The 15,807-nt window shown below is 66.0% G+C and carries 16 protein-coding genes; 2 read left to right on the top strand and 14 right to left on the bottom strand.

All coding sequences use genetic code 11. From position 1 onward, the window contains the following. Positions 1-10: 10 nt before the first annotated feature. Together ACIPUB_RS17975 and ACIPUB_RS17970 are read right to left on the bottom strand one after the other, a co-directional pair. Positions 11-571, bottom strand: coding sequence for a Dps family protein (locus ACIPUB_RS17975; RefSeq protein WP_407608628.1), 561 nt, complete (start codon positions 569-571; stop codon positions 11-13). 163 nt (positions 572-734) lie between these two features. Continuing rightward, a complete protein-coding gene (locus ACIPUB_RS17970) occupies positions 735-1,226 on the bottom strand; it encodes a DUF6328 family protein (protein WP_407608627.1) in 492 nt (163 codons plus the stop codon). Positions 1,227-1,361: 135 nt separating this feature from the next. Between ACIPUB_RS17970 and ACIPUB_RS17965 the strand changes: the two genes are divergently transcribed. Further along, entirely contained in the window at positions 1,362-3,908 is a 2,547-nt protein-coding gene (locus ACIPUB_RS17965; RefSeq protein WP_407608626.1) for an ABC transporter, read from the top strand. 15 nt (positions 3,909-3,923) lie between these two features. Here the strand turns inward: ACIPUB_RS17965 and ACIPUB_RS17960 are convergent, their stop codons facing one another. The 3 genes from ACIPUB_RS17960 to ACIPUB_RS17950 are packed head-to-tail and all read right to left on the bottom strand — an operon-like array spanning position 3,924 to position 5,575. Further along, a complete protein-coding gene (locus ACIPUB_RS17960) occupies positions 3,924-4,526 on the bottom strand; it encodes a dual specificity protein phosphatase family protein (protein WP_407608625.1) in 603 nt (200 codons plus the stop codon). A gap of 1 nt (position 4,527) precedes the next feature. Beyond that, positions 4,528-5,181, bottom strand: coding sequence for a VWA domain-containing protein (locus ACIPUB_RS17955; protein WP_407608624.1), 654 nt, complete (start codon positions 5,179-5,181; stop codon positions 4,528-4,530). Positions 5,182-5,212: 31 nt separating this feature from the next. Next, complete coding sequence (locus ACIPUB_RS17950) at positions 5,213-5,575, bottom strand: hypothetical protein (RefSeq protein ID WP_407608623.1); 363 nt, start codon at positions 5,573-5,575, stop codon at positions 5,213-5,215. Positions 5,576-5,700: 125 nt separating this feature from the next. Here ACIPUB_RS17950 and ACIPUB_RS17945 point away from each other — a divergent pair, with 125 nt between their 5' ends. Continuing rightward, the gene (locus ACIPUB_RS17945) at positions 5,701-6,843 is read left to right on the top strand and encodes a hypothetical protein (RefSeq protein WP_407608622.1); all 1,143 of its coding nucleotides are present in this window, start codon (positions 5,701-5,703) and stop codon (positions 6,841-6,843) included. A 2-nt stretch (positions 6,844-6,845) separates the two neighbouring features. Here ACIPUB_RS17945 and ACIPUB_RS17940 read toward each other — a convergent pair whose 3' ends face one another. The 9 genes from ACIPUB_RS17940 to ACIPUB_RS17900 all read right to left on the bottom strand — a co-directional run bounded on the left by ACIPUB_RS17940 (position 6,846) and on the right by ACIPUB_RS17900 (position 15,745). Beyond that, the gene (locus ACIPUB_RS17940; RefSeq protein WP_407608621.1) at positions 6,846-8,390 is read right to left on the bottom strand and encodes an FAD-dependent monooxygenase; all 1,545 of its coding nucleotides are present in this window, start codon (positions 8,388-8,390) and stop codon (positions 6,846-6,848) included. A 61-nt stretch (positions 8,391-8,451) separates the two neighbouring features. Then, positions 8,452-9,867: a cryptochrome/photolyase family protein gene (locus ACIPUB_RS17935; protein ID WP_407608620.1), complete on the bottom strand. Its 1,416-nt coding sequence runs from the start codon at positions 9,865-9,867 to the stop codon at positions 8,452-8,454. Between the two features lie 36 nt (positions 9,868-9,903). Continuing rightward, positions 9,904-10,761, bottom strand: a complete 858-nt coding sequence (locus ACIPUB_RS17930; protein ID WP_407608631.1) for a prenyltransferase — start codon at positions 10,759-10,761, stop codon at positions 9,904-9,906. Beyond that, positions 10,761-11,159 (bottom strand): lycopene cyclase domain-containing protein, encoded by a 399-nt coding sequence (locus ACIPUB_RS17925; RefSeq protein WP_407608619.1) that lies wholly within the window; start codon positions 11,157-11,159, stop codon positions 10,761-10,763. The genes ACIPUB_RS17930 and ACIPUB_RS17925 overlap by 1 nt, the downstream gene beginning before the upstream one ends. Further along, on the bottom strand, positions 11,156-11,527 hold the full coding sequence (locus tag ACIPUB_RS17920) for a lycopene cyclase domain-containing protein (RefSeq protein ID WP_407608618.1): 372 nt from the start codon (positions 11,525-11,527) through the stop codon (positions 11,156-11,158). Before ACIPUB_RS17920 ends, ACIPUB_RS17925 begins: the two co-directional genes overlap by 4 nt. Continuing rightward, positions 11,524-13,170 carry a phytoene desaturase family protein gene (crtI, locus tag ACIPUB_RS17915; RefSeq protein WP_407608617.1) on the bottom strand — a complete coding sequence of 549 codons (1,647 nt, stop codon included), beginning with the start codon at positions 13,168-13,170 and terminating at the stop codon, positions 11,524-11,526. Before crtI ends, ACIPUB_RS17920 begins: the two co-directional genes overlap by 4 nt. Positions 13,171-13,181: 11 nt before the next feature. Continuing rightward, positions 13,182-14,126 carry a phytoene/squalene synthase family protein gene (locus ACIPUB_RS17910; protein WP_407608616.1) on the bottom strand — a complete coding sequence of 315 codons (945 nt, stop codon included), beginning with the start codon at positions 14,124-14,126 and terminating at the stop codon, positions 13,182-13,184. 3 nt (positions 14,127-14,129) lie between these two features. After that, positions 14,130-15,248: a polyprenyl synthetase family protein gene (locus ACIPUB_RS17905; RefSeq protein ID WP_407608615.1), complete on the bottom strand. Its 1,119-nt coding sequence runs from the start codon at positions 15,246-15,248 to the stop codon at positions 14,130-14,132. Further along, a complete protein-coding gene (locus ACIPUB_RS17900) occupies positions 15,245-15,745 on the bottom strand; it encodes a MarR family winged helix-turn-helix transcriptional regulator (RefSeq protein WP_407608614.1) in 501 nt (166 codons plus the stop codon). The genes ACIPUB_RS17905 and ACIPUB_RS17900 overlap by 4 nt, the downstream gene beginning before the upstream one ends. Between the last annotated feature and the right edge of the window lie 62 nt (positions 15,746-15,807).

Below are 15,807 nucleotides of genomic sequence, written 5' to 3'. Positions count from 1 at the left end.
GCGGCTCGGGCTACTTGGCCTTCTTGGCTGCGCCCTTCTCGGTGTTGGCGTCCCGGTTGGACAGTTGGCCCTCGCTGTTTTCCAGGTGGGATCGCATGAACCACTGGAATTGCTCCAGCTCGCCGGTCTGGCCGATGAGGATGTCCTCGGTGATCGGGTCCAGCTCGCCGACCTCCTCGATGGTCTTGCGCATTGACTCGATGACCCCGGTGTAGACCACATCGAGCGCCGCGAGGTGCTCGGTGGTGCTGGCCCGGCCAATCTCGTAGTCGTCCCAGCTGCGTGCCTTCACCAGTGCGCCGGGTAGCCCGTTGGGGGCAACGCCCATGGTGGCCATGCGTTCGGCCAGCGCGTCGATCATGGCGCGGACCAATTCAATCTGGGGGTCAAGCATTTCGTGGACGCCGATGAAATCGCGTCCCACGACGTTCCAGTGTGCGTGCTTGAGCGTCAATTGCAGGTCGTTGAATGCGTGGATCCGCATCTGCAGGGCGTTGGCGACCTTGTGGCCGTTGGCCAGGCTCAGTCCCGGAACCGTGAATCCTGCATTGCTCGTGGTTTTTGCTGCCATTGATGCCTCCTCGATGTTCGACTGCCGCGCAGTCTTCCGTGGATATCCATGTGATGTAGCGGTACTTAGGAACGTATCATGCACCGGGCGCTAAAGGCCCGGGATTTACGCGTATGGAAAACACAAAAACACCGAATGGTTGGTTTCTGGTAAGGCCGACCCGTCATTCCGCCGGAAGCTTCGAGCGGGGGGTGACGATCCGGGGCAGGACGAGCAAGAGGAACAGTGCTGCAGCCGTGAGGATCCCTCCCACAATCAGGCCCATTTGCCAGCCGTGAAGGACCTGGACGACGAACCAGACGCACCCGGCCACCAGGACACCCACCCCCACGACGACCAGCCTGGAAATGATGTGGCCCAGGTGCACGGTGGTGGCCTTGAGCTGCTGTCCGAAGAAGTGCCGGTGGACCGCCACGGGCGTCACGAGCAGGAGGATCACCAGGGCGGAGGCCACCAAGAGCACCAGGTAGAACTTTTCATCCGGTGCCTCCAGGGTGTCGAAGCGCGACTGGAAGGGCAGGACCACCAGAAAAGCTGCCAGGATCTGCGCGCCTGTCTGCATCACGCGCATTTCCTGCAGCAACTCGTTCCACTTGCGGTGCAGTTCCTCGTCGCTGTCCTCGGACTTCTTGCCGGTGTCGCTGTGCTTGGCCATGTCGGTTCCTCTGCTGGGGATGGTTTCAGGAAAAACCCTATGCGACGCAACGATGCCGAACACGGCAACACGGCGGAGAACCGACGTAACAACGCAGCGGCTGGAGATCGGGCGGGTACGCGCCTTAGGGTGGGGATGGTGAACAGCATTGGGCAGGACACCGAATACACGCCGGCACCAAACAAGGATGACGGGTTCGTCCACGTGCGCGGCGCCAACGAGAACAACCTGCAGGACGTGGAGGTGCGCATCCCGCGCGATGCCATCGTCGCCTTCACCGGGGTCTCGGGATCAGGGAAATCCTCGCTGGCCTTTGGCACCATCTTTGCCGAGGCGCAGCGCCGATTCCTGGAATCCGTGGCACCTTATGCACGTCGGCTCATCGCCCAGGGCCACACGCCCAAGGTCGAATTCATCTCCGGACTGCCACCGGCCGTCGCCTTGCAACAGCGCCGCGGCACCGCCAGCTCCCGTTCCACCGTGGGCACGCTGACCACGCTCTCAAACTCGGTGCGCATGCTCTTCTCCCGGGCCGGGGACTATCCCCAGGGGGTTCCGCGCCTGGACTCGGACTCCTTCTCGCCGAACACCGCGGTGGGCGCCTGCCCGCAATGCCACGGCCTGGGCATCGCCCACACCGTCACCGAGGACTCACTTGTTCCAGACCCGTCACTGAGCATCCGCGAAGGCGCGATCGCCGCCTGGCCCGGTGCCTGGCAGGGAAAGAACCTGCGCGACATCACCTCGCACCTGGGCCACGACGTGGATGTACCCTTCAGGGAACTTCCCAAAAAGGTGCGCGACTGGCTTCTGTTCACCGAGGAACAACCCGTGGTGGAGGTGACACCCGAACGCGACAGGGTCGCCAAGCCCTACAAGGGCCGGTTCTGGAGCGCTCGGCGCTATGTGCTGCACACCGTGGCCGACTCCAAGTCCGAGACGATGCGCAACAAGGCGCTGCGCTTCATGCGCTCGGGCCCCTGCCCGGCGTGCTCCGGAACGGGCTTCCGCCCCGAGGCCCTGGCCGTGGGCTTCGCCGGGCTGGACATCTCAGAGTTCAACGCCACCGCGCTCGATGCCCTCGCCACGGTGCTGCGACCGGTTGCCGAGAACCGGCCGGCTCCCGGAGGGGAACCAGCACACGAGGTGGCCGCCTCGATCGCCGCCGACCTGCTGGAGCGCATCGAGGTGCTCACCGGGTTGGGGCTGGGCTACCTGAGCCTGGACCGCGGCACCCCCACACTCTCGCCGGGGGAAATGCAGCGCCTGCGCATCGCCACGCAGCTGCGCTCGGGCCTCTTCGGGGTGATCTACGTGCTCGACGAACCATCCGCCGGGCTGCACCCCGCCGACGCCCGACCGCTGCTGGAGGTGCTCGAGGCCCTGAAAGCCGGCGGGAACTCGGTCTTTGTGGTGGAACACAACATGGACGTGGTCGGCCGTGCGGACTGGATCATCGACGTGGGTCCCGGGGCGGGCGCGGGAGGCGGCAAGGTTCTCTACAGCGGACCGGTGGCGGGGCTGGCTAAGATTCCCGAATCGGTGACCCGGCGTTTCCTGGAGCCCGCCGATGCCGCTGCACCCCGGACGCCGCGGGAAGCCGAGCACTGGCTGGAACTGGACGGGATCAGCCTGCACAACCTGGCGGATCTTGACGCGAGCTTCCCGCTGGGCGTGCTCAGCGCCGTCACCGGTGTTTCCGGATCCGGCAAGTCCTCGCTGGTCAGCCAGGCATTGGCATACGGTGTTTTGGACAGAATGCGCGGCGACGGATCCAAGGGATCCAACGGAACGCACGATTCCTTCGAGTCGGGCGAGGGCGAGCCGGACACGGCAACCGACCGGGCCACGGTGCGCGAGGTACGCGGAGCAGGGCGGATCGATCGGATCGTGGCCATGGACCAAAAACCCATTGGCCGCACTCCGCGCTCCAACCTTGCCACCTACACCGGCCTCTTCGACGCGGTGCGCAAGGCCTTTGCCGACACATCTTTGGCCAGGCAGCGCGGCTACGGGGCAGGGCGGTTTTCCTTCAATGTGGCCGGCGGGCGCTGCGAGACGTGCCTGGGCGAGGGATACCTGGAAGTTGAACTGCTCTTCCTGCCCGGCAGCTACGGCCCCTGCCCCGAATGCCGCGGATCGCGCTACAACCCCGAGACACTCGAGGTTACCTACGAGGGCAGGAACATCGCCGAGATCCTGGCCCTGAGCGTGGACGAGGCCGCCGAATTCCTGGCTGGCATTCCGGCCGCGGCACGGTCCTTGGAGACGTTGCGTGACGTGGGATTGGGCTACCTATCCCTGGGTCAACCGGCGCCCGAGCTTTCCGGCGGCGAGGCCCAGCGCATCAAGCTTGCCACCGAGCTGCAGCGTGCCCGGCGGGGCCACACGCTCTACCTGTTGGACGAGCCCACCACCGGCCTGCACCCGGCGGACGTGCAATTGCTGCTGGGCCAGCTGCACCGGCTGGTCGATGAATCCAACACCGTGATCGTGGTGGAACACCACATGGATGTGGTGGCAGCCGCCGACTGGGTCATCGACCTGGGCCCGGAGGGAGGGGACGCCGGAGGAAAGATCGTTGCCACCGGGACCCCTGCCCAATTGGCCGCGCATCCGACGTCCAGGACCGCTCCCTACCTGGCCAAGCGACTGGGGCTCGCGGGGTCCAACCCTCGGTAACCGGCGAGCGCCGCGCTAGGCGGGGAAGCCGAGGTCGCGGCGGTGGTTCTGGCGCATCACGTGGCGGATGCGCCCGACGGTGCTGGGCGTAAGCACCATGTCGATGTGCTTCTGCAGTGCCCGAGCCTGCTTCTGAGGGTTGACCGGGCGGCCGCCCTCGCGAAGCTGCCGGGCAGCATGGGCCGCGAGTGCGTCCTGCGCGTAGGCGATGAAGGCCTGTGGTCTGGCGGCGCGGATCATGTCAAACGCCTCGATGGGGGAGTGCCCCCGATCCAGCAAGATCGCGAATCCCATGGATGGGCCGCGGTTGATGCCCATGTGGCAGTGGGCCAGGACCTTCCCGCCGTCACGCACCGCGAGCCGGGCGAAGCGGACGCCGGCATCGAAGACCTCCGGGGCCACGACGTGGCCGTCGGCGTCATTGGTGCCCAGCCAGGCGTACTTGATCTTGGCGAGCTGCCAGATATTCGCATCATTGGCCTCGATACGCAGGTCAACCACGTGGGTGATGCCCGCGTCGATGATTTCCCGGAGCTGGGGAACCCAGATCCCGATGTCATCGTCCAGGTCCCCACCCACGGCCAGGTCGGCCGTGACCCAGTCCAGGTTGGCACGCATGTTACTTGGCCGTGTCCTTGCGCTGGCGCTCAGTGAACACGGACTCGGCAAGAACTTCGTCCCAATCCGCGCCGCGGCGGCTGGCGCCGCGGACCGAGGTGGTCATCAGGCTGTAGGCGTCCATGGCCTCGGCTGCCGTCTCCCGGGTGAAGGTCAGGGATCGGTCGGCCGAGATGCCCAGGCTGGTCCCGACCTCGACGGCGTCCTGGTCGCACCCCATGTAGGAAATGACCCAGTTGTCGACCTTTTCCTGGGTCTGGACAAGATCATGGATGGCCCGACGGGTGTACTTCGTCGAGGCGTTCTCCAGCCCGTCGGAAGCGATGTTCAGGTGGACTACTCCCGGGCGCTTCTCCACTGGCATCGCAGCAATGCGCTGTCGGGTCTCAAAAATGGTCCTGGCGATGGAGTCCAGCAGTGCGGTGGAACCGCGCGGTTCCAGCACGAAGCGGGGAACTTCCGAGAGCGGCAGGTCGAGGTAGACATCCTCGTATTTGTTGTCGAATTGGTGAAGTGAGGCTGTCGCAATGCCAGGCTCGGCCAACTGATTGGCGACATAGGCGTTCAGGCCGCCCTCGATGTCGGTCTTGATGTCGTACATGGAGCCGGAGCGGTCGAGCAGGAAGACGAGCAGTGCTGAATCATTGGCGGACATGGCGAGTGCCTTTCGGGAAGCGGTGCTTTTTCTAGTTGGAGCGCCTTGGTTTGAAGGTCATGGGTTCGGTGGGCGCGGGGCGGCCGGTTTCGGAGTCGTAGCGGGCTCGCTCGATGGAGGAGCTGGACACCTTGCCGCCGATGTCCGTGTAGCTGGACAGCTGCGAGGTGCGGGCCAGCCGGGGTGGGACCGCATTGGGCGAAAGCCCGGCGCGGACGGCCACCGAACGGATCGACGCGCCCTCGAGGGCGGCCTTGGCCATCTCCTCGTTTAATGCGGTGTCAATCAATTCGCGGACCTCTCCCAGTCGCTCGACCGCGCCCAGTGGATCGGATGGAACATCCTCAAGCATCTGGCGGGCTTCGTCGATCGGGGTACGCTTCTTCTTGTTCATAAACTCATCATGCGCAGTTTGTGAGCATGTGTCAATAATGCGAACAATTCATTCTTGCCCAGACATGCGGTCGGTCGGGACCCGGGGCCTACTAGTGCGTTGGCGAAAATGAAAGAATCAACGGTGTGGATAACGAACTTGAACCCGGGCACCGGGGCGAATCGGCGGAGATCCAGTTCCGCAGCGAAAGCTGGGCACTGTGGCTCGGGTTCGGCTGTACGGTCCTGGGCGTGCTGGTCGGGCTCATCGGCTTTGCAAGCCACCGTCCGGATTTGGCGGGCTACCATTCCGTGGGCGTCTACTCCGCGATCCTTGCGGCACTGACAGCGTCGGCCGGAAGCGTCCTCGGCTACCTGAGGGTGCTGACCAAGACCCAGACCTGGCTGCTGGACTTTCCGCTCTACCGGCAGGTCATCAACGCCGGCGCACTGGTGATCATCCACGCGGCAATCTCCGCGATGGCGGCACTTGTCACCTTCCGGATCTTCCAGGACGCCTTCCTGGGCCTGACCGTGGACAGGTACGCGGGAAGCCTCATGTTGGGCATCACCGCCGGAATCGCCGGCTATGTTGCCCTGCTGTCCTCGGCGCGGGTGACGGCGCAAGGCCTGTCAACGCTGCTGGCCGCCTTCATGACCACCGGCGTGTTCATCAGCATGCTGGCCGCTGAGAACCCGTTCTGGTGGCGTTCGATGTTCTCCGCCCTTGGCACCAGGTCCTCCGGGCTCATGTCCTTCTGGACGTTCAATGTGACCCTGGTCGTCTCCGGCCTGGTGCTCAGCACCCTGACCGCGTTCATCGTGCGCGACGTCATCCGGATGGCGCGCATCCACGACAGGCTGGCCACCGCACACGGAAGGCCGCTGCCGCGTTTCATCCGGCCGCGCCCCGCGGTGGTGCGCACCTGCCTGCTGGGCTTGGGGGCCTGCGTCATCGGGATCGGGCTGATCCCGTTCAACGTCTCGGCGCCGGTGCACTCGGCCATCGTGCGCATCGCTGCGGGATTCATCGTGGTGCTGCTGCTGGGCGCGGCCCTTTGGCTGCCGGGATTCCCCTGGGTGTTCCACCTGCTCTCCTTTGCCTGCTTCCTGGGGCTGGTGGGCGCTGCCCTGCTCTGGCAGCCGCTGGCCTACTACAACCTCACGGCCTTCGAGCTGGCGGTCGTGGGCATCGTCTTTGGCTGGCTCAGCGTGTTCATCCGCACCACCGACGCGGCCCTCGCCGTCAAGAAGAAGGAACTTGCCGACGTCCTGGCCGTCAACGGCTGAGCCTAGCTGCCCACGTGTTCGAAGTGGGCCACGAACATGTCAGGCCGCACCAACACCACCGATCCATTGGGCAGGCGGCGCTTGGGAGCGGCGGCAAATTCATGCAGCGGCACCTGGTATTCGGCGGCCAGCTGCTCCCCGCGCTCCCGGCCGGCCGGGCCATAGACGTGCACCTGCCAGCGGGCGTCGTTGAGCACCTCGAAGTTGTCGGCGTGCTCGCCGGTGCGGTTGGGCACCCATGGCAGGCGGCGGCCCAGCACCTTTCCGCGGCGCCTGGTCCGGGCAAAGCCGGTGGCCAGGGTGGCACGGTCCTTGGCGCTGTCATCCATCCAGTAGTGGATGCGGATCTGCGAAAGGTACCCGAAGAAGCGCCGCCCGGCAGGTATTCTGCCCATCAGTCGCACGGCGGCCGGCCACACCAGAGGCAGCACCCGGGTGCGGATCGTGCGGGCCAGCAGGGAATCCGAGGTGGCGGCGCTGAAGAGCCTGTCGGTGGTGGCCACCAGGCGCAGGGCCACGGGGCGGCGTTCGACTTCGTAGCGCTCCAGGTAGGTCTCCGGCATGCGGCCGGAAAAGACGTCAGCCATCTTGCACACCAGGTTGTGTGCGTCCTGCAGCCCGGTGTTCATGCCCTGGGCTCCGACCGGCGAGTGGATGTGGGCGGCATCCCCGGCCAGGAAAACCCTGCCCCGGGCGAAGTGCTCGGCAACGCGGTGATGCACGCGGTAGGTGGTGAACCACGAGGCCGATCCGTACCTGACACCGAACTCGGTGCGCAGGCTGGCCCGGGCGCGGTCCTCGTCGATATCGGGTTTGTCTCCGGTGGAGTCCTTGGGTTCGTGCAGGATGCCCAGCAGGCGGCGGCGCTCGCCGCCCGCATCATCCCTGCCCATCGGGAAGCCGAGCATGAAGTTCTCATCGGAAAAGCGCAGGTTGATTCCCGAGCCCATGCCGGTGACCCCCTGGGCGTCGAGCACGTAGAAGACCTCGTCGTCGGTTTTCCCCTCAAAGGCAATGCCCAGGGATTCCCGGATGGGGGAGGAAGCCCCGTCCGCTGCGATCATGAAGCGCGCAGAAATATGCACCGGCCCCTGCGGCCCGGTGCACTTGACGAGCATCCGGTCCCCGGTTTCGGCGAAGGACTCGTAGCCGTGTTCCCAGAGCACTTCGTTGCCGGCGGACTTCAGATATTCGGAGAGCAGCTCCTCGTTGGCGCTCTGTTCCAGCATGGTCAGTCCCGCGTAGTGCGTTTGGGCGTAGCCGAGCCGGTTGAGCTTGATGCTCTTGAAGCTGCGGGGCCCGATGCCCGGGCGCATTTCCCCGGTCGGCACCGAGCGTCGCTTGACCTCGTCGGCCAGGCCCAGTTGGCGGTAGATCTCCATGCTGCGTGCCTGCAGCGCCAGGGCGCGCGATTCGCGGGTCGGACCCGACTTCAGGTCAATGACCCGTGCGTCGATCCCGAAATTCTGCAGCCAAGCCCCGGCCATCAAACCCGTGGGCCCGGCACCGATTACCAAAACGTCTGTGTGCAGTAGCGTCGCGTCCATGAAACCCACGCTACGCCCCAAGGCCCGGCAAAGCACTGATACGGGCCTTGTGGCGGCGCAATCACGTGCCGGATTCCGCCGGGGGTGCCTCCTTCATCCGCGCAAGCGAGTCCAGGGCCCGGGCACGGGAGGCCATCAGGTCCACCATCTGATCGACCCTGGAAAACGGGACAAAGCGGTCAACGTAGGAACCGCGCGGATCAAACTTCTTGGCCTGCAGCAACGGGTTGAAGACCCTGAAGAACGGGGACGCGTCGGCCCCGCACCCGGCGACCCATTGCCAGTTGGCCGGGTTTGATGCCGCGTCCGCGTCCACGAGGGTGTCCCAAAACCATTCCTCGCCCACCCGCCAGTGGATACCCAGGTTCTTGACCAGGAAGCTGGCGGTGACCATGCGGACCCTGTTGTGCATCCATCCCGTTTCCCAAAGCTGCTTCATGCCGGCGTCCACCAGCCCGTAGCCCGTCGAACCGCCGCGCCAGGCCTTGAAGTGGCGGGCCGCCGTTGAGCCCTCCGGCCCACTGTTTACGCCGGAGCCGGGCCGGGCCCAGTCATACTCGTCGAACTCGCTGCGCAGGTTCCGGGTGGCCAAATCCGGGTAGTGGTAGAGCAGGTTCCAGCAAAAGTCGCGCCACCCCAGTTGACGCATCAAGGCCCGCGTGCCCTCGGCTCGTTCGGGATGGACGCGCAGCACGCCGCTGAGGGTCTCCCAGACCTCGACGGGACCCAGATGTCCCCACCGCAGGGCCGCCGACAAGCGCGAGGTGCCGTCGGTGTCGGGCCTGTCGCGGGACGTGGCGTAGTCGCCGGCGATTTCCTCCAACACCACGCCCAGGCGGTCCCGGGCTGCGGCCTCGCCCGGCACCCAGGCGGCGGCCAGTCCGTGCGACCAGTCGGGAGCCGAGGGCAACAGTCCCCAGTCATCCAATTTTTCCGAGGTCAATTCGGTGGTCACGGGTTCCTGCGGATCCGGCCTGTCCAGCACCGGGCGCATCGGCAGCCGCTGCAGCGCGTTGAAGAAGGGCGTGAAGACCTTGAAGTTCCTTGAATCCTGGGTCAGCACGGTCCAAGGTTCGTGCAAGAGCGTTCCGGCATGGCTGTGGGCCTCAAGCCCGGCGTCGGTCGCCAACTTCTTGGCCGTTGCGTCGACGGCGCGTTCGGCTCCGCCGTAGCGACGGTTCCAATGCATGGTGGAGAAGCCTTCGGCGGCGAGGAGTCCCGGAAGGACCTCGGCCGCGGCACCGCGGCGCAAAAGCAACGGCACGCCGAGTCCTGCCAATGATTCACGCAGCTCGTTCAATGCGTGATGCAGCCACCACTTGGCAGCGCCGCCCAACGGACGCACGCCGGGGGACTGCTCGTCAAGGATGAACAGGGCGGTTGTCGGCCCCGAAGCCATGGCGGCACAGAGCGCCGGATTGTCGGCCACGCGCAGGTCGTCGCGGAACCACACGATGGTGGATGATGCCTGGTTCATGTTCGTGCTCTTTCGTGCGAACGGTGGTTTTTGGGACTAGCGGGACAGGGCGTACCAAATCAGCAGCATGGTGATGAGGAACCCCGTGGCATAGTTCAGCCAGAGGAAGCGCACCCATCCGGCATGGGCGCGGGCGGAATCCTCGTCGTCCAGCCCGGCATGGGGCAGCACATTGGCCAGGTACGGCAGGGCCAGCAGGCCCGCCAAGGGGCCCGGCCAGTCGGTGAACAGGAGCAATGCGCCGGCGGCGAGGTAGGCTGCGGCGGCGAACCTGACGGTCCATTTCGCCCCCAGCACCGTGCCGATGGAACCCAGCGATGCTGCGCGGTCGGGGACGATGTCCTGCACCGCGCCGAACGCGTGTGAGGCCGCGCCCCAGAGAAAGAACGCCACCAGGATCGCCACCAGCGCCGCGTCGAAACCGGCCCCCGCCAAGGCCAGTCCGTAGAGAGCGGGGGAGACGAAGTGGGTGCTGGAGGTCAGCGAGTCCAGGAAGGGACGCTCCTTGAAGCGCAGGTGCGGAGCGCTATAGGCGTAGAGCGCCGCCATCGATCCCAACAGCACCAGGTTCGCCTGCCAGGAACCAACGATTCCCAGCACCACCAAGAATGGCAGGCAGGCAACCGCGCAGGCCACCAGGATCCCGCGGTGCCGGCTGCGGTCCACCACCGCGCCCTCGGCCCCGCCCTTGCGGGGGTTCAGCAGGTCCGATTCGTAGTCGAAGACATCGTTGATCCCGTACATGGCCAGGTTGTAGGGGACGAGGAAGAAGAATGTTCCGACCACCCAGATCCAGTCGATCCTCCCGGCTGCCAACAGGTATGCTGCGGCAAAGGGGTAGGCGGTGTTGACCCAGGAAACCGGGCGGGAAGTCATGAGCAGTTCGCGCAGCATCATGGTGTTTCCTTCCCGGTCCGGATCACTGGCGACGGGCACGGTGGGGCCTGGGCAAAACCGCTTCCCGTCACCGAAGCTCCGGTTCCCGTCGGTGCCTTGCCCCCTGCGATCCACCACAGGGCAGGAACGAAGAGCACCGCGCAGACCGGGTAGCTGAAGTCCTCCACCGGGGCCAGCCCGATGCGCAGGCCCAGCAACGTCTGGCTTCCGTAGCCAAAAAGCCCGGAGCCGATCATCACGTTGTCGAATACCGCGGTCAGCACGCAGAGCACGAGCAGGGCGAGCCCCATCGGCGGAAGGACCGTGCGCAAGCTGATCCGGCGCAGGCGCACCGCGAGGAGGAAGAGCAACAACGAACCGAGCATGAAGCACAGGGACAGCACGGCGAAGTTCATGCTGTCTCCTTCGAATCCGGTATTGGCGTGGCGGTGGCATGGCGGTCGGCGCCGGCGGCCTTCCGCCGTGTCCGCCAGGCCATGGCGCCGGTGAGCAGGACCATCGTGTTGTAGCAGAGGAAAAGCAGGAAGAAGGCTTCCTCCAGCGGCAACTGGTCGCCCAGCATCACCCCGGTCATGAGCGTCGAATCACGATGCAGGAAGATCCCTAGGTCGATGGCGATGACGTCCCAGAGCAGGAACATCGCGGTTCCACCGGCCAGCGCGAGCAGCGCGGGCAGCGGTTGGGCAAAGACGAATAGACGGTACCTGGCATCCAGCACCGTCATGCAGGCAATGAGTGCCAGCAGGATGAGCAGGTAGGTCATGGTCTCGCCGCCGGGGTGGGTTCGGTCTTGGGCCGTGCCACCGGCGACAGCTGGCCAGGGACCATGGGGCCCTTGTCCTTGATCCCGTTGACTGCCTTGGCGATGATCTCCGCACTGATCAAGCACATCGGGACTCCGATGCCCGGACGCACCGAGCTGCCGGCATAGTGCAGGCCGCGGACCTTCGAGCTGTGGTTCGAGGGGCGGAAGAAGGCCGACTGGCCCAGCGTGTGCGCCAGCCCCAGGGCGCCGCCCTGCCAGGCATTGACGTTGTCCACAAAGTCGCCGGGGCCAAAGCTTTGGCGCACCACGACCCTCTCGCGCAGGTCCGCAATGCCCGCCCAAGCGGCCAACTGGTCCAGCGCGGCATCCGCAACCGCCTCCACCTGCGGTGATCCGGTGCCGTCCGGGCCGCCCTTGCCCCACGCGGGCAGGGCAGGGGAAGGAACAAGGATGAACAGGTTTTCATGTCGGTCCGGTGCCACGGAGTGGTCCGTGGCGCTGGGCATGCAGACATACAGGCTGGTTTCCTCCGCAAGGTCCTCGCCGCGGTGGATGCGCCCGAAATTGTCGTCCCAGTCGGTGGTGAACAACAGATTGTGGTGGCTGAGCTTGGGGAGCTTGCCCCGGATGCCCAGGCAGAGCAGTACGGCACTGGGCCCGGGATCGCGCCGCTTCCAACTGGCTTCGGAGGAGGAGCGAAGCTTCGCCGGGAGCAATTCGGTCTCCAGGTGGTGCAGGTCTGCTGCACCCACCACCACGTCGGCTTCCAGGCGTTGCTCCGGACCTGTCCCGTGGCCGGGGTCGCCCGCATCGACCCAGCGCACTGCCTCGACCCGGGGAGTGCCCGCGGCGGTGTCAGCATCGATGCCCGTGACCCGGGCACCGGTGATGATCGTGACGCCGGCGGCCCGGCAGAGTCCTGCCATCACGTCGACCAGGTGTGCAAAGCCGCCCATCGGGTATTTCACGCCTTGGGTCAGGTCCAGGTGGCTCATCAGGTGGTAGAGCGCCGGGGTGCGCTTGGGGCTCGAGCCCAGGAACACCGCGGGGTAACCCAGGATCTGGCGCAGACGCGGATCGCTGAAGCGGCTGGCCACGAATGAGTCCAGGGAGCCAGTCAGCAGCGGGGCAAGCCGTGGCAGCAGCGCCACCACCCGCGGGTCCAGGAAGCTGGCAGGAGAGGAGAAATCCGCATAGAGGAAATGCTTCAGCGCCAAGTCGTAGCTCGCGGCGGACTGTTCCAGGTATTTATCCAGTGCGGCACCGGCACCGGGCTGGAGGGACTCGAAGGCGTCGCGGGCCCCGGCGCCGGATGGCATGTCCAACGGGGTGTAGTCGCCCTGGAACCAGGTCCGGTAGCCGATCCCGAGCTCCACGAGATCCAGCTCGGTTTCCGTGGAGGTGCCCATGAGCTCAAACCAGTGCTCGATGACTTCGGGCATCAGGTACCAGGAGGGGCCGGTGTCAAAGCTGAAGCCCTCGCGCTGCAGGCGTCCGGCGCGGCCGCCGAGCACCTCCTGCTTTTCCAGCAGCGTGACCCGATGGCCGGAGGCGGCCAGCAGGCCCGCGGTGGCCAATCCGGAGAAACCGCCGCCGATGACGACCACCTCTTGTGCGGCAGTGTGGGCAGGTTTCTTCATGGGTGTCGCTTTCATGCCGCGTTGACCGTGGCTGACTTGGGGCGCCGGCCCATGGTGGTGCGCAGCGCGATGTATGCCTTGCGGCGGGCGGGAACGGAGATTCGTCGGGTCATGAGCTCGGCGGCGTCGGTGTTTTCGAGTCGGCGGTTCAGTTCGCTGAACAGCCCGTGGGCCATGGCCACTGCCTGTGCGGCGCGCGGCGCCAGGTGGGGGATGCCGCGGGCCGCGGCGTCCAGGTCCGCCCGGATCTCGTGGACCAATGCGTTCTTGTGCGCGTCGGTGAATGCCGCCGGGTCCAGGCCCGGGAAGTAGCTGCGGCCCAGTGAGGAGGTGTCCTCCGCCAGGTCCCGCAGGAAGTTGACCTTCTGGAAGGCAGCTCCCAGGCGCCGGGCGGCGGCCTCGGTTTCCGCCTCGTGTCCGGTGGGGGCGTGGGGCATGGAACGGAAGACGCGCAGGCACATCAATCCCACGACCTCCGCCGATCCGTAGATGTAGCCTTCCAGAGTCGTAGCGTCGTGGGTGGACACCTCCAGGTCGCTGCGCATTGAGGCGAAGAACGGGCGGGTCAGCGCGGTGTCGATGCCTTGGGAGCGGGCGGTGCATGCGAAGGCATGCACGATCATGTTGGTGCTGTAGCCGCTGGCCAGCGCCGCCTCGGTTTCCTCCTCCAGCCGTTGCAGAGCGGTCGCGACGGCAGGTGCGTCCAGCCCGGCCTCGCGGGCCACCCCGTCGACGACCTCGTCGGCCAGGCGCACCAGGGCATAGATATTGGAGATGTGTTCGCGCGCGGGGCGCCCCAGCATGCGGCAGGCCAGCGAGAACGAGGTGGAGTACCGGGCGATGACTACCCTGGCGCTGCTGCTGGCCGTGGCCGAGTAGCGTTGCAGGGCCGTGGGCTGGCCGCTTGCATGGCCGCCGGCCGGTGCCCCGGTTTTGACTGCGCTGTCGTGTTTCACGGCCTAGGCCCCCCGGTTCAGGATCAGGCCGGCGAAGCCCTCGAGCTCGGTGGATACATGGGCAGGCAGCCCCAATGCGCGTGCGGAGGAGGTGGCGCCGGCGCACAGGTCCTGCGCCAATTGCCGGGCAAAGCGCTCGGCGCCGGTCGATTCGAGCGCGGAGCGCATGGCCTGCACGTCCGTTCCCCGGTCGCGGAAGCGCTGCAGGTCCTCGGTGAACCCGGGGGTGGAGGCCGCCATGGCGGTGAGGATGGTGCTTTTGCCCTCGCGCAGATCGGACTCGATGGATTTTCCGGTTCGTGCCGGATCCCCGAAGGTCCCCAGCACGTCATCGATGAGCTGGTAGGCAACACCCAGCTGGCTGCCGATGTTGGCCAGGGCGGCGGCCCCGGCGGCATCTGCGCCTGCCAACAGGGCACCGGTGTGCAGCGGCACCTGGAAGGAATAGGCGGCGGTCTTCAGTTTTTCCATGCGCAGCACCTCCTGCACCTGGGCGGGCGCTGGATCCAGGGAAAAGAGCAGGTCTTCCAGCTCCCCGGCACCCGCGTGGTGGATTGCCTGGTGGAAGGAGCTCTCGATGATGGCTGCCTGGGGCAGTGAATCGGCGGCCCGCAGGGCGAGCTTGATAGCCGCGGCCAGCAACAGGTCGCCGGCGATGATGGCTGCCGCGTGGCCCGCATGCTCGGCGTTCTCCGCCGACTTGCCGCGCGCCAGCGCATCGTCGCGGTACAGCGCCGAGAGGGTGGGACGCCCGCGCCGGGTGAAGTCGCGGTCGATCACGTCGTCGTGCATCAGCAGCGACCCATGGAGCAGTTCGAAGGCGCAGCCCAGCAGGACGACGCGTTCGGAATCCTCGCCGAATTCCGCGTTGTCCACCGAGCCTGGAGCGAATGCCTCGTGGCCCAGCATGACCAGGCGCGGGCGGGTGAGCTTGCCACCTTCCAGCGCCTGTCCAATGCGGGACCAAAGCGTTTGAGTGGCCTTGGAGTATTCCCCGGCCGCGCGCCGATGTTCCTCGATGACAGAGGACAACAGCTGGCGGACCCGCGACTCGAGCACTCCCGTCTTCCCGGGTGCGGTGGACCGGCAAGTCTGCGCGGAACTTTGGGTTGGCACGCTCATGATCGTTCGTTCCGTTTCTGGGTGGTGGCGGGAGGTGCGAAGGTGTCGATCTGGGTGTGCATGGCCGTGAGGATGCCCTCCAGGTACCGCACCACGGCGCGTTGTTCATCGGGGTTCAGTTCCTGGATGCCGAGTTCCGCGTCATTGAACAGCGGGCGCAGTGCGCTCAGGGTCAGATTCACTGCCCGGGGGCTTGGATGGACGCGGATGCTGCGTCGGTCGGTGGGATGGGCCGCCCGCGACACGTAGCTGCGTTCGCTCAACCGGTCGATGAGCGCGGTGGTGGCGGCGCTGGAAATATTTAGTTTTCCGGCGAGTTCCCCCGGAGTCATGGGGCGGTCAAGCATCAGGTGTTGCAGGGCCTGGAAGTCGGTCTCGTTGATTCCAAGATGGCGACACACCGCGTGTTCCAGGACATCATTGAGCATGAGGACCTGGTGCAGCAGCGTCGATGCTGCGTGCGGACCGGACGTCTCGCCCGTGGAAACCTTGATCATCTATACCTCGAAGGGTTGATTACTAGCTTAGCTAGATACATCATGGGTTAACAAGTTAGTGT

It is taken from the genome of Paeniglutamicibacter sp. ORCA_105 (assembly GCF_045798545.1).
Lineage (GTDB): Bacteria > Actinomycetota > Actinomycetes > Actinomycetales > Micrococcaceae > Paeniglutamicibacter > Paeniglutamicibacter sulfureus.
The sequence above is the reverse complement of the archived record's forward strand: the minus strand, read 5'-3'. Positions and strand labels throughout refer to the sequence as shown.